Consider the following 12746-nt stretch of genomic DNA (forward strand, 5'->3'; position numbering starts at 1 on the left):
GGGAGGCTCGGAGGCCTTTCGGATCAGCCGATCATATATCGGTGATGAATGTTAATACACGCCGAGAATAGGCTAGGTAAATTTTCGTAGCTGATCTAGCATCGATTTCAGTCCCCCAACACCCGTTCTTCACAAAGGTAGAACTGCCCATGGAATTCGCCTATTCCCCCAAGGTTCAAGAGCTGCGTGAGCGCGTCACCGCGTTCATGGATGCCTATGTTTATCCGGCTGAAGCGGTCTTCGAGCGTCAGGTTGCCGAAGGTGATCGTTGGCAGCCGACCGCCATCATGGAAGAGCTCAAACTCAAGGCCAAGGCTGAAGGTCTGTGGAATTTGTTTCTGCCTGAGTCGGAACTGGGGGCCGGCCTGACCAACCTTGAATATGCGCCACTGGCGGAGATCATGGGCCGATCGCTGCTGGGCCCCGAGCCGTTCAACTGCTCGGCGCCGGATACCGGCAACATGGAAGTGCTGGTGCGTTATGCCAGCGAAGAACAGAAGCAGCGCTGGCTGGAGCCGCTGCTGCGTGGCGAGATCCGCTCCGCGTTCGCCATGACCGAGCCGGATGTGGCTTCCTCCGACGCCACCAACATGGCGGCCCGCGCGGTGCGCGACGGCGATCAGTGGGTCATCAACGGCAAGAAGTGGTGGACCTCGGGCGCCTGTGATCCGCGTTGCAAGATTCTGATCTTCATGGGCCTGAGCAATCCGGATGCGCCGCGTCATCAGCAGCACTCGATGATCCTGGTGCCGGTGGATACCCCCGGGGTGAAGATCGTCCGTCCACTGCCGGTGTTTGGCTACGACGATGCGCCGCATGGTCACGCCGAAGTGTTGTTCGACAACGTCCGCGTACCTTATGAGAACGTGTTGCTGGGAGAGGGGCGTGGTTTCGAGATTGCCCAGGGCCGCCTCGGCCCGGGCCGCATTCACCACTGCATGCGTTCCATTGGCATGGCCGAGCGGGCGCTGGAATTGATGTGCAAGCGTGCGGTGAATCGCACCGCGTTCGGCAAACCGCTGGCTCGCCTGGGGGGCAATATCGACAAGATCGCCGACTCGCGGATGGAGATCGACATGGCTCGGCTGCTGACCCTCAAGGCGGCCTACATGATGGACACCGTGGGTAACAAAGTGGCCAAGAGCGAGATTGCCCAGATCAAGGTAGTGGCGCCGAATGTGGCCCTGCGGGTGATCGACCGGGCGATCCAGATTCACGGTGGGGCCGGGGTATCCAATGACTTCCCATTGGCCTACATGTACGCCATGCAGCGCACCTTGCGCCTGGCCGATGGCCCGGATGAAGTACACCGCGCGGCCATTGGCAAGTACGAAATCGGCAAGTATGTGCCGAAGGAAATGCTGCGCAGCAGCCATTGATGATCATGCAGCCGGCCTGCCGGGCGACGCCTGTGGCAGGCCGGTTGCTGTGTATTCAGTACACCCAGACTTCTACGCGCCGGTTCTTGATCCGGCCCTCGTCGGCGTTGTTGGCCGCCACTGGCAGCTCAGCGCCGAAACCGCGGATCTCGCGAAACACCACGCCGCTTTTCACCAGTTCCCTGCGCACTGTCATGGCCCGCAGCTTGGACAGCAGCGCAGCGCGTGCCGGGTCGCTCTTGGCATCCCCGAATCCGGCCAGAGTGACGTGCCGGTTCATCTTGCCGTGCTGGCGCAGGTAATCCAGGACGCGATTCAGGTCCTGGCGTGCCTTGTTGTCCAGATTGGCGCTGCCCTCCTCGAAGCGAAAGTTCACGCTCAGGCGTTGCGCATCCCGGCTCAGTTGCTGGTAGGCCTTGGGCATCTGTGGGCTGGGCGTTACCCGCATGGCTTGCACGGTCTGGGCGACAAAGCCGTTGGCGGCGACGATGGCCTGGCCTTTGGCGCTCTGGGAAAAACTCACCAGGGCGTCCGCCCAGGGGTTCTGCCCATTGGGCGGCAAGTACAGGTACAGACGCCGCGACAGTGGGTAGTCCTCAGTGGCGATCAGACTGTTGAGGGGCGGCATGGGCTGGGAGTCACCGTCGATAATCGCCACGGCCTTGGCCTGGCGTACGTAGGGCAGGCCGATGAAGCCGATGCCTTGAGGGTCCCGGCTCACCGCGTCCGACAGCTGTTCGCTGGATTCGAAACGCTTGGCCGTCGGGTTCAACGCCTTGTCGCGACGGCTGAGGACCAGCTCCTTGAAGGTGTCGTAGGTGCCGGACTGATCATCCCGGGCATACAGGTGGACCGGCCCGCCCGTGCTCCCCAGCTCTTCCCAGGTCTTGATCTCGCCACTGAACAGGCGGGCCAGTTGCTCGGTGCTTAGCTGGCTCAGCGGATTGTGCGGATGAAGGATGATTGCCAGACCATCGATGGCGATGACCTGTTCGGCGCCAGGGCTTTTCAGGTCTCCCAGGCTTTCCAGCTCCACCAGTTCGCTGTCCTTGATCGGTCGGGAGGCGGCCGCAATATCGGCCTGGGCGTTTTTCAGTGCGCTAAAGCCGGTGCTCGAACCGTGGGCGGCAACGTCCACTCTGACTGTCCGACCTTGGGCGCTCTGTCCTAGAACGCGTTTCTCATTGTCCTTGCCACCGCCCTCGATCCTGACGTTGTGCAGACCCTGTTGTTCAAGCAAGCCCTTGACCAGCGCCGGGCCAAGCTGGGCGCCGATGGTGTTGGAGCCCTGTATACGCAGCACGGCGGCATTGTCGGGCGCCAGGGGCAAGGCGGCGAACACCGACCAAGGCAGGGCATAGCAAACAAAGCCGATCAGAAACAGGCTGATGGTCCGGCACCAGATATCTCGTTCACTGACGGTGGAAGCGCGGGGCATGGCGGCACTGGCCTTCTATTGAGAAAGAGGAGAGTGCTGGCGAGATTAAGTCAGGGAGGTGACAGATATGTGACGAGCGGCACTTTCTGGCGATAAATGGCGAAAGTCCTACATCGTAAATAGCTGTTTTCTCTAGATTTTTTGAGACTTGTCCTAAAGACCAGTCTTCGGAGGCTGCGTAGAGTTGGCAACTTTGTCTGGCGGGGATTGGGGCGACTGCCAACGCGTCATCCCCCCGCAGATGCCTCGGCAGTGTTGTGCTGCTATTTCGTAGTAAGCAAAGGAGTTACAAATGAGTGCCTGGTTCGAGCTGAAGCAGTATGGCAGTGGTGCATGCAGATTCTTGCTGAAGACAAAGGAGGCGCAGACCATGCTTCAAAGCGACCGATTCCCTTGCCGGGACAGTGCCGAGGCGGCTCTCGGCCTGTTCCGCGCACACTGCGCTTCTCCTGAGCGCTACGTCAAGAAAATTTCATCGGGCGGTAAACCTTATTTCAAGCTCAAGGCCGGCAAGGAAGTGATTCTGGTCAGTCATTTGTACGACTCGGAGCCCACTCTCGAGAGCGCCATCAACGCCATCGCAGCTGCTGGCACCACTGAACGGGTTGAAGTGGTCCAAATGTAAGCGGTAGTAAAAAGCCCATCTTGCGATGGGCTTTTTTGTGCCTGTGAATCAGCTCAACTCGAGCCAGATCGGCGCATGGTCAGAGGGCTTTTCCATGCCCCGCAGTTCATAGTCGACGCCGGCGTCCTTGACCCGGGGCAGCAGCCCCTGGGATGCCATGATCAGATCGATGCGCAGGCCACGCTTGGGTTCGTCCTCGAAGCCGCGACTGCGGTAGTCGAACCAGCTGAAGCGATCGTTCACCTCGGGGTTCAGGTGACGGAAGCTGTCTACTAGACCCCAGTTCTTCAAGCGTGCCATCCACTCGCGCTCTTCCGGCAGGAAGCTGCATTTGCCGGTCTTGAGCCAGCGCTTGGCATTTTCGGCGCCGATGCCGATGTCGCAGTCTTCCGGGGAAATATTCACGTCACCCATGACCACCAGGGGCTGGTCGTTGCTGAAGCGATTTTCCAGCAGGTGCTGCAGGTCATGGTAGAAGCGTTCCTTGGCCGGGAACTTGGTGGGATGGTCGCGGCTTTCACCTTGGGGGAAGTAGCCGTTCATGATGGTCACCGGCGTGCCGTTGGCATCGGCGAAAGTACCCCAGATAAAACGCCGCTGGGCGTCTTCGTCATCGCCCTCGAAGCCTTTATGCACGGCCAGTGGTGCCTGGCGCGAGAGCAGGGCGACACCGTAATGGCCCTTCTGGCCGTGGTAGTGCACGTGGTAGCCCAGGGCCTGGACGTCGGCGAGGGGAAACTGCTCGTCGGCGACCTTGGTTTCCTGCAGGCCGATCACGTCCGGCTGGTGTTTGTCGATCAGCGCCGCCAGCTGATGGGGGCGGGCGCGCAGCCCGTTGATATTGAACGAGACGATCTTCATGGTCGGCGGTCCTGGCAAAACAGCGATGCTAGCTGACTACGCCCGGGTCGACCAGCATGGCAGCCCCGCGAATGCGCTGCTAATGTCCTTGAGCGTGGGAACGATCAGCGCCGCGCCAGGTTCGTAATAACAAGAGTGCGGCCATTCGAGCCGGGCCCAGGGGAGAGTGACCGACATGCCTGATACCGCCAACGCCATCGCCGATATCCATATGCTCGACAGCGGCTATTCCCGTGAAGCGCGGTCGCTGCTGTACCAGGCCTATCGCCATGAGCCGACCTTCGGTTTCATTTTCGAATCCGAGCGTGCCGGTTATGAACAGCGGGTGCGGGCCACAGTGCGTGAGCTGGTGAAACAGCATTTTCTGCAAGACCTGCCGGCCATCGGCCTACTGGTCAACGACCGCTTGATCGGCATTGCCCTGATCGCCCCACCGCAACGCCGCCTGGGCATTACCGAAAGCTGGGCCTGGCGGCTGCGCATGGTGCTGAGTACCGGGTTTCGTTGCACGCGGCGATATCTGGAGTACCACGAGGCGGTGCAGGCCTGCCTGCCCGGCGATGCGGTCCATGTCTTGCCGTTGCTAGGCGTGCACCCGCAATTCCAGGGGCAGCATTTCGGCGAACAGCTGCTGGAGGCGGTGCACAATTGGTGTGCTGTGGATGAGCATTCCCAGGGCGTGGTGCTGGATACGGGTAATCCGCGCTATCTGGAGTTCTATAAACGCCAGGGTTATGAAGAGATCGGAGAGATCGCGGTAGGGCCGGTCCGCGAGCACGTATTCTTTCATCCGAACCCGCAACTCTTACAAAGAGCAACAGCCTGATATAGAACTTTCCCAGCACTTGAGCGCTCTATCGCCCCCCCAAGCTCGTGATAGCATCCGCGCCTATGAAGTTTCCAGGAAGATTTACCAGCGGCTTTTTGCTGTTGTTCACAAGCTGTGCGGCGCTGGCGCAGAGCGAATTGGATGTCAGGGTAAAGCCCGCCAATGACGAGCTGAAAGCCAATGTGGAAGGTTACATTGGCGGTGTCGGTGATCGTGATGAAGAAGCCCTGCTGCGATTCAGCCGGGGCGCCGAGGAGCAGGCGAAGAAAGCCGCCCAGGCATTGGGCTACTACCAGCCCCGTATCGAAAGCGAAGTGCGCGGCGGCGAGAAACCCCGCCTGTTGTTGCGTATCGACCCCGGCGAGCCGGTGCATCTGCGCAATGTGACGATCCGGGTCGAAGGCCCGGCAGCGTCCCTCAAGTCCTTCCGCACCCCTGACAGTGACCAGCTCAAGCCTGGCGCTGTGCTCAATCATGGCCGTTACGAAGATGCCAAGCGCCTGATTCAGAACCAGGCCTCGCGCTACGGTTTTTTCAGCGGACGTTTTACCCGCCAGCAATTGTCGGTAGACCCCCTGGCCGGGGTGGCGGACATCGAACTGGTGTATGACAGCGGTCCGCGTTACGCCCTGGGCAAGGTCAGCTTCACCGGGGACTCGTTGTTCGACGAAGACCTGTTGCGGCGCATGGTGCCCTTCAAGAACGGTGCTCCCTACGACTCCGAGCTGATTGCCGAACTCAACCAGGCGCTACAGTCCAGCGGCTATTTCGAGGGCGTGCGGGTCGATGCCGCGCCCACTGCTGCCGAGCACGAGGTGATTCCAGTGGCGGTCCTGCTGGAAACCCGCAAGCCCCGGACCATGGGGCTTGGCCTGGGTTACTCCACTGACGTCGGCCCCCGGGTCAAGGCCAACTGGACCCGACACTGGGTCAATCCCCAGGGTCACAGTTATGGCTGGGAGGCTGAAGTCTCCCAGCCCCGGCAGAACGTCGGCCTGTGGTATGACATTCCCTTGGACCCGCCGCTGACCGACAAGCTGCGCTTCGCCGGTGGTTATCAGAATGAAGAAATCTCCGGCACCGATACCCTGAGTAAGCTGCTCACAGTGGGCCCCGAGTGGCACAGCAAGTTGCCCAGCGGCTGGCAGCGCGTGGTCTCGCTGAAGTATCAACGTGAGGAGTATCGCCTTGGGGACGACTCGGGCCTGAGTAATCTGCTGATGCCTGGCCTGACCTATTCCTACCTGCGCAGCGACAACCGTATCGATCCGCACAACGGTTATCGCATTCAATTCGATACCAAGCTGGCCAAGGAAGGCGTGGGCTCCGACACCAACCTGTTGTACGGAACGGTCCTGCTCAAAGGCCTGACCACGGCCTGGGACAATCACCGCTTTCTGGGGCGTGTGCAGTTCGGAGGTAGCGCCACCAACGGTTACAAGTCCATTCCGCCGTCCTTGCGCTTCTTCGCCGGTGGCGACCAGAGCGTGCGTGGTTACGACTACCAGACTCTGTCCCCGAAGAACTCCGAAGGGGATCGCATTGGCGGTCGTTACATGGTGGCTGGCAGTGTCGAGTATCAGTACTCCATTGCCGAGAAATGGCGGATCGCGACCTTTGTCGATCAGGGCAACTCGTTCAACAAACTGGAGCTACCGAACCTCAAGACCGGGGTTGGTGTGGGGCTGCGCTGGGTGTCGCCGGTAGGGCCGATCCGGGTCGACCTGGCCCACGCGATGAATGACGACGGTGGGATTCGCTTGCACTTTTCCATGGGGCCAGAGCTTTGAAGCGCACCTTGAAGATAACGCTGCTGGCGATTCTTGCGCTGGTGATCCTGACCCTCCTGGCCTTGACCACGGTGCTGGGGACCCAGGCCGGCAGCCGCTGGGCCCTGGGCCTGGTGCCGGGGCTGACCCTGGACAATTTCCAGGGCCATCTGGGTAGCCAGTGGAGCACAGACCATCTGCTCTGGCAGCAGGACGGCAGCCGGGTTGAGCTCGATTCGGTGAAATTTGCCTGGTCTCCTGCCTGCCTGTTGCGCATGACCCTGTGCATCGAGCAGTTGGAGGCCGATCAGGTCAGCCTGCAGTTCGCTCCCAGCAACGATGCCGAAGAAAGCACAGGGCCCATCAGCCTGCCGGAACTGCGTCTGCCCGTGGCCATCGAGCTGGGACAGGTACGGGTCGGCCGCTTGTTGTTCAACGGCAGTGAAGAGCTCAAGGGGCTGCAACTGGCGGCGCGCTGGACCGCTCAAGGCTTGCAGATCGACTCGGTGCACCTGCAGCGCGATGACCTGAGCCTCGACCTGTCCGGCCTGTTGCAACCCAGTGGCGACTGGCCCCTGACGGCTCAGGGCACCCTCGGCTTGCCCGATCCTGGCGGTGGTCCCTGGGCGCTGGCTATGCAGGTCGAAGGCGATCTGCTCAAGACCCTGAAACTCAAGGCCGACAGCAGTGGCTATCTGCAAGGGCAGTTGAGCGGTGAGCTGCAACCCCTGGTGGAGAACCTGCCGGCGCAAGTGCGGATCATTGCCAGTGGCTTCAAGGCCAGCGCTGACTTGCCGGACACCCTGCAACTGGATCAGTTGGAACTGACCGGCAAGGGGGACTTGAAAAACGGCTACCGGCTCGACGGCAAGGCCAGTCTGCCGGCGGAGCAAGGGCCGGTGGCTCTGCTGTTGCAAGGCAAGGTCGACGCCAAGGGCGCACAGATTGCCACGCTGGAGTTGCGGGCCAACGACAAGCAGAGCCTCAATCTCAGCGGTCAGCTTGATTGGAGCCAAGGCTTCTCGGCCGAGGCCAAGCTTGCCTGGCTGGATTTCCCCTGGCATCGCCTTTACCCATTGATCGAAGAACCGGCCGTGGCGCTGCGCAGCTTCAATGCAGAAGTGGCCTATGGGGATGGCAACTACCTGGGCAACTTCAAGGGTGACCTGGATGGCCCGGCAGGCGCCTTCAGCTTGAGCAGTCCCTTCAGTGGCGACCTGAGCAAGATCTTCCTGCCGCAATTCCAACTCACGGCCGGACAAGGCAAGGCCCAGGGGCACCTGAACCTGCAATTTGCCGACGGTGTGGCCTGGGATACGGCGCTGGAACTGTCGGCCATCAACCCGGCCTATTGGCTGGCCGAGTTGCCCGGTACCCTGGCCGGCCCTTTGCGCAGCCAGGGGGAAATGAAGAACGAACAGCTCAAGGTCACGGCCGACCTCGACCTCAAGGGGCGCCTGCGGGGGCAGCCGGCCGTGCTGCTGGCCAAGGCCGACGGAGCAGGGGAGCAATGGAACCTCAGTGCCCTGGATATCCGCCTGGGGGACAACCGCATCAACGGCTCCGGCAGCCTGCAGCAGAAAATCGCCGGCCAGCTGGACATCAAGCTGCCGCGTCTGGGCCAGCTATGGCCGCAGTTGCGCGGGCAACTCAATGGCCGGGTAGATCTGGCAGGCACGCTCAAGGCGCCACAGGGCAAGGTGGACCTCTCGGGGCAGCAACTGGCCTTTGCCGACAACCGCCTGCAAAGCCTCAAGCTGGGGGCGACTCTCGACGGCGCGCAACAGGCCCAGGTGGATCTCAAGGGCAGTGGAATTCAGGCCGGAGACACCCAGCTTGGCACCCTGACCCTGGCCGGCCAGGGCAATATCAAAAAACAGAAACTGCAACTGGATTTGCAAGGCCCACTGTTGAAACTGGCCCTGGGGCTGGACGGCGCGCTGGATCAGGGCAACTGGCGGGGGCGCCTGGCCAGTGGCGATGTACAGACCGGCGGCCAGGACTGGAAACTGCAGAACCCGGCGAAGCTGGAGCGTTTGGCCAATGGCACCCTCAACTTTGGCGCCCATTGCTGGACCAGCGGCGATGCCAGTCTGTGTGGCGAAGACCAGCGATTGATGCCCGATCCGAAGCTGCGTTATCACCTCAAGCGTTTCCCCATCGACAACCTGGCTCAATGGCTGCCCAAGGATTTCGCCTGGAAGGGCATGCTCAATGCCGAGGTACAGTTGGACCTGCCGGCCAGCGGTCCCAAAGGCCAGATCCTGCTGGATGCCAGTGGTGGCACCCTACGGGTCAAGGACAAGGGTCAGTGGCTGGACTTCCCCTATCAGGCGTTGAAGCTCGACACCCGCCTCAACCCGCGACGCATCGATACCCAGTTGCAGTTCGACGGCGGCAAGTTGGGCGAACTGATGGTCCAGGCACAGATCAATCCGTTGCCCAAAAGCAAACCGTTGTCCGGGGAGTTCCGCCTCAGTGGTCTGGATCTGTCCGTGGCACGGCCGTTTGTGCCCATGGTGGAGAAACTCAGTGGCAACCTGAACGGCAGTGGTCGCTTGTCTGGCGGGCTGTTGGCGCCTCAGGTCAACGGCAATCTGCAACTCAGTGGCGGTGAGGTCTCCGGTTCCGAGCTGCCCATCAGCCTTGAAGACTTGCAATTGAGCGCGCAGATCATGGGCGAGAGCGTGCAACTCAACGGCGGCTGGAAAAGCGGCAAGGCCGGGCAGGGCAACCTCAATGGCAATATCGCCTGGGGGCGAGCCTTGGCGGTGGACCTGAGCCTCAAGGGCACGCAGTTGCCCGTCACTGTCGAGCCCTATGCCGCGCTGGAAATGGCTCCGGACCTGAAGATTTCACTGCAAGACGACAAGCTGGCAATCAACGGCAAGGTGCTGATCCCCAAGGGGCAGATCACCGTACGCGAATTGCCGCCCTCGACGGTCAAGGTTTCCGATGACACGGTCATCGTCGGCCAGCAGACCGACGAAGGTAAGAAGCCCATGGCCATGGCGATGAATATCGATGTGGAGGTGGGCCAGGACAAGCTCAGCTTTGCCGGGTTCGGCCTTACCGCCAACCTGCGGGGGCATGTGCACATTGGCGACAACATGGATACCCGCGGCGAGCTGTGGCTCAACGACGGTCGTTATCGGGCCTATGGCCAGCGCCTGACGGTGCGTCGTGCACGGTTGCTGTTTGCCGGCCCCATCGACCAGCCGTACCTGGATATCGAGGCGGTGCGCCAGACCGACGACGTGATTGCCGGCATCCGCCTCAGTGGCAGCGCCGAGCAACCGGCGACGCAGATCTTCTCCGAGCCGGCCATGAGTCAGGAACAGGCCTTGTCCTACCTGGTACTGGGACGGCCGCTGAGCTCTACCGGTGAAGACAACAACATGCTGGCCCAGGCGGCCCTGGGCCTGGGGCTGATGGGCAGCGCCGAGCTTACCGGCGGCATTGCCAAGAACCTGGGCATCCAGGACTTTCAGCTGGACACCCAAGGCAGTGGTAACAGCACCAGCGTGGTGGCTAGCGGCAATATTTCCGAGAAACTCAGTCTGCGTTATGGCGTCGGGGTCTTCGAACCCGCCAGCACCATTGCCTTGCGCTACAAACTGAGCAAGAAGGTCTACCTGGAAGCGGCCAGCGGTTTTGCCAGCTCCCTGGACATCTTCTACAAGCGCGACTTCTAAGGCTCGCTGCCAAGGGGGCATGGCCCCCTTCTTGTCCACACCACCTCTCCCTGATCGAACAAGGCGCCCGCCGGTTTTCAAGCCGGCGGCGCTGCGCCGTTGATCAAGCAAATAAACAGCAAGCTAATCACTGCGTTGACATTGGCTGCCTAGGCAGTAATATCTCGACACACACTCTCTGCCTAGGCAGCTAACTGGTGGTCAGATGAAGCATTTCAAACCCGACGACTTTCACAATTGCCATCTCGGCTTGCTGCTGGGGCGTGCCGCCCTGCTCAAGGACCGGATCATTGACACCCACATGGAGCCCCACGGCATCACTGCCGCGCAGTTCAAGGTGCTGATCATCATGGCCCAGTTCGGCGTCGATACCCCGGCCGAATTGTGCCGCCACCTGTCCCTGGACAGCGGTTCGATGACCCGCATGCTCGACCGCCTGCAGCAGAAGGACTTCCTGGCGCGTCAACGCTCGGAGGACGACCGGCGCCAGGTGCGCCTGGTGCTGACCGAGGAAGGTCGCAAGCTTGCTGATCGGCTGCCTTACATCGGTGCCAATGCAATGAACCAGTTGGCGGGTGCCATCTCTCCCGAGGAGTTGCGCACCCTGGAGCAGATTCTCAAGAAAATTTTGCTGGCTGCCGGTGACCCGATCACCATCCTGCGTTTAGGTGAAAAATGAGCAGTAAAACCTCGCGTACCCGCCTCAGCCTGGTGCTGTTGGCCATGAGTCTGGCCGGTTGTGCCAATTACAGCGGCCTGGATACCTCCGGCGTAAGCCTTGAGGCGAAAAGCCTCGCAGCTGGACAGTCTCTCAACGGTGTGACTTTGTCGCCGGCAGCCTGGCCACAAAGTGACTGGTGGAAAAGCCTGGGCGATACCCAGCTTGACGGGCTGATCCAGGAAGCCCTGCGGGACAGCCCGGACATGCAGATCGCCAGTGCCCGTGCCCATCAGGCCAGTGCTGCGGCTTATGCCGCGGATGCCGGGCGGATGCCGACCCTGGATGCCAGTGCCGGTATCAGCCGCTCGCGCCTGGCCCGTGACCAGGACCCGCTGGGGCAGGGCGGGGCCTATTCCACGGTGCGCAACATTGGCGCCAGCTTCAATTACAACTTCGATCTCTGGGGGGGCCAGCGCGCGGCCTGGGAAGCAGCGCTGGGGCAGGCCCGAGCCGCTGAAGTCGACCGCCAGGCAGCGAGTCTGACCCTGGCCGCCGATGTAGCGCGTGCCTACAGCGACCTGGGGCGTGCGCATATCGTGTACGACCTGGCGAACGAGGACCTCAAGCGTACCCGGCAGATGCTCGACCTGAGTCGCCGTCGCCTGGACTCCGGGATCGACAGTCAGTACCAGTACCAGCAGACCGAAAGTCTGGAGGCCAGCTCCCAGGCCAGCCTGATCGACGCCGAGAAGCAATTGCAGAGCGCGAAGATCGCCTTGGCTGTGTTGCTCGGCAAGGGGCCGGATCGGGCCGATGACATCTCCCGGCCCAAGGTCCTGCAAGCCAGCGCCGTAGCCCTGCCTTCGACGCTGCCCGCTGAACTGCTGGGGCGCCGGCCTGATCTGGTGGCGGCTCGCTGGCGGGTGGAAGCGGCGAGCAAGAACATCGATGCCAGCAAGACCCGTTTCTACCCCAACCTCAACCTCAGTGCGCGAGCGGGCACCGAGGCGTTGCTGGGGGATGCGCTGTTCGGTTCCGCCAGTCGCTTCTTCAGTATCGCGCCGACTGTCTCGCTGCCGATTTTCGACGGCGGGCGGCTGCGGGCTGACCTGGACGCCCGGGATGCCGACTACGACCTGGCAGTGGCGCAATACAACAAGACCCTGGTGGCTGCCCTAGGGGATGTCAGCGACAGCATCTCCCAACTGCGGGAAATCGGACGGCAGATCGTCGCCCAGCAGCACGCCACCGACATCGCTCAGGACTCTTACAACACCGTGGTCCAGCGTTTCGGCTCCGGGATCGGCAACTACCTGGACGTGCTGAGCATTGAGCAGCAACTGCTGCAGGCCCAGCGCCAGCTGGCCACGCTGAATGCTCAGCAGATCGATCTGTCGATTCAATTGATGCAGGCGTTGGGGGGCGGCTTCGGTGCCCAGAACCTGGCTTCGGCCGACCCAGCCCCAGTTCCTCAGACTAAATAATTCGA

The 12746-nt window shown here is 61.6% G+C and carries 9 protein-coding genes; 7 read left to right on the top strand and 2 right to left on the bottom strand.

Annotation, left to right across the window (positions count from 1 at the left end; all coding sequences use genetic code 11):
- The first annotated feature begins 149 nt into the window (after positions 1 to 149).
- A complete protein-coding gene (locus Q8O96_RS23905) occupies positions 150 to 1379 on the top strand; it encodes an acyl-CoA dehydrogenase (RefSeq protein ID WP_102881801.1) in 1230 nt (409 codons plus the stop codon).
- 55 nt (positions 1380 to 1434) lie between these two features.
- On the opposite strand, the gene Q8O96_RS23910 is transcribed toward Q8O96_RS23905, so the two are convergent.
- On the bottom strand, positions 1435 to 2817 hold the full coding sequence (locus Q8O96_RS23910) for a phosphate ABC transporter substrate-binding/OmpA family protein (protein ID WP_305949528.1): 1383 nt from the start codon (positions 2815 to 2817) through the stop codon (positions 1435 to 1437).
- Between the two features lie 292 nt (positions 2818 to 3109).
- On the opposite strand from Q8O96_RS23910, the gene Q8O96_RS23915 reads away from it, so the two are divergent.
- A complete protein-coding gene (locus Q8O96_RS23915; RefSeq protein ID WP_102864700.1) occupies positions 3110 to 3442 on the top strand; it encodes a YegP family protein in 333 nt (110 codons plus the stop codon).
- Positions 3443 to 3490: 48 nt separating this feature from the next.
- On the opposite strand, the gene xthA is transcribed toward Q8O96_RS23915, so the two are convergent.
- The gene (xthA, locus tag Q8O96_RS23920; RefSeq protein WP_102864701.1) at positions 3491 to 4303 is read right to left on the bottom strand and encodes an exodeoxyribonuclease III; all 813 of its coding nucleotides are present in this window, start codon (positions 4301 to 4303) and stop codon (positions 3491 to 3493) included.
- 175 nt (positions 4304 to 4478) lie between these two features.
- On the opposite strand from xthA, the gene Q8O96_RS23925 reads away from it, so the two are divergent.
- From Q8O96_RS23925 to Q8O96_RS23945, 5 genes are all read left to right on the top strand, one after another.
- The gene (locus Q8O96_RS23925; RefSeq protein ID WP_110596189.1) at positions 4479 to 5129 is read left to right on the top strand and encodes an N-acetyltransferase; all 651 of its coding nucleotides are present in this window, start codon (positions 4479 to 4481) and stop codon (positions 5127 to 5129) included.
- A gap of 65 nt (positions 5130 to 5194) precedes the next feature.
- Positions 5195 to 6922, top strand: coding sequence for an autotransporter assembly complex family protein (locus tag Q8O96_RS23930; RefSeq protein ID WP_102864702.1), 1728 nt, complete (start codon positions 5195 to 5197; stop codon positions 6920 to 6922).
- Positions 6919 to 10596: a translocation/assembly module TamB domain-containing protein gene (locus Q8O96_RS23935; RefSeq protein ID WP_305949529.1), complete on the top strand. Its 3678-nt coding sequence runs from the start codon at positions 6919 to 6921 to the stop codon at positions 10594 to 10596. Before Q8O96_RS23930 ends, Q8O96_RS23935 begins: the two co-directional genes overlap by 4 nt.
- 205 nt (positions 10597 to 10801) lie before the next feature.
- Positions 10802 to 11275 carry a MarR family winged helix-turn-helix transcriptional regulator gene (locus Q8O96_RS23940; protein WP_102864704.1) on the top strand — a complete coding sequence of 158 codons (474 nt, stop codon included), beginning with the start codon at positions 10802 to 10804 and terminating at the stop codon, positions 11273 to 11275.
- Entirely contained in the window at positions 11272 to 12741 is a 1470-nt protein-coding gene (locus tag Q8O96_RS23945) for an efflux transporter outer membrane subunit (protein WP_102864705.1), read from the top strand. Before Q8O96_RS23940 ends, Q8O96_RS23945 begins: the two co-directional genes overlap by 4 nt.
- The last annotated feature ends 5 nt before the right edge of the window (positions 12742 to 12746 follow it).

Origin of the sequence: Pseudomonas sp. LPH60 (genome assembly GCF_030718165.1) — a bacterium.
Taxonomy (GTDB): Bacteria; Pseudomonadota; Gammaproteobacteria; order Pseudomonadales; family Pseudomonadaceae; genus Aquipseudomonas; species Aquipseudomonas danubii.

What these genes read in the sequence shown, in the direction of transcription:
- Q8O96_RS23915 (WP_102864700.1), top strand. Translation starts at nt 3,110, where the DNA reads ATGAGTGCCTGGTTCGAGCTGAAGCAGTATGGCAGTGGTGCATGCAGA.
- Q8O96_RS23930 (WP_102864702.1), top strand. Translation starts at nt 5,195, where the DNA reads ATGAAGTTTCCAGGAAGATTTACCAGCGGCTTTTTGCTGTTGTTCACA.
- Q8O96_RS23925 (WP_110596189.1), top strand. Translation starts at nt 4,479, where the DNA reads ATGCCTGATACCGCCAACGCCATCGCCGATATCCATATGCTCGACAGC.
- Q8O96_RS23905 (WP_102881801.1), top strand. Translation starts at nt 150, where the DNA reads ATGGAATTCGCCTATTCCCCCAAGGTTCAAGAGCTGCGTGAGCGCGTC.
- Q8O96_RS23945 (WP_102864705.1), top strand. Translation starts at nt 11,272, where the DNA reads ATGAGCAGTAAAACCTCGCGTACCCGCCTCAGCCTGGTGCTGTTGGCC.
- Q8O96_RS23940 (WP_102864704.1), top strand. Translation starts at nt 10,802, where the DNA reads ATGAAGCATTTCAAACCCGACGACTTTCACAATTGCCATCTCGGCTTG.
- Q8O96_RS23910 (WP_305949528.1), bottom strand. Translation starts at nt 2,817, where the DNA reads ATGCCCCGCGCTTCCACCGTCAGTGAACGAGATATCTGGTGCCGGACC.
- xthA (WP_102864701.1), bottom strand. Translation starts at nt 4,303, where the DNA reads ATGAAGATCGTCTCGTTCAATATCAACGGGCTGCGCGCCCGCCCCCAT.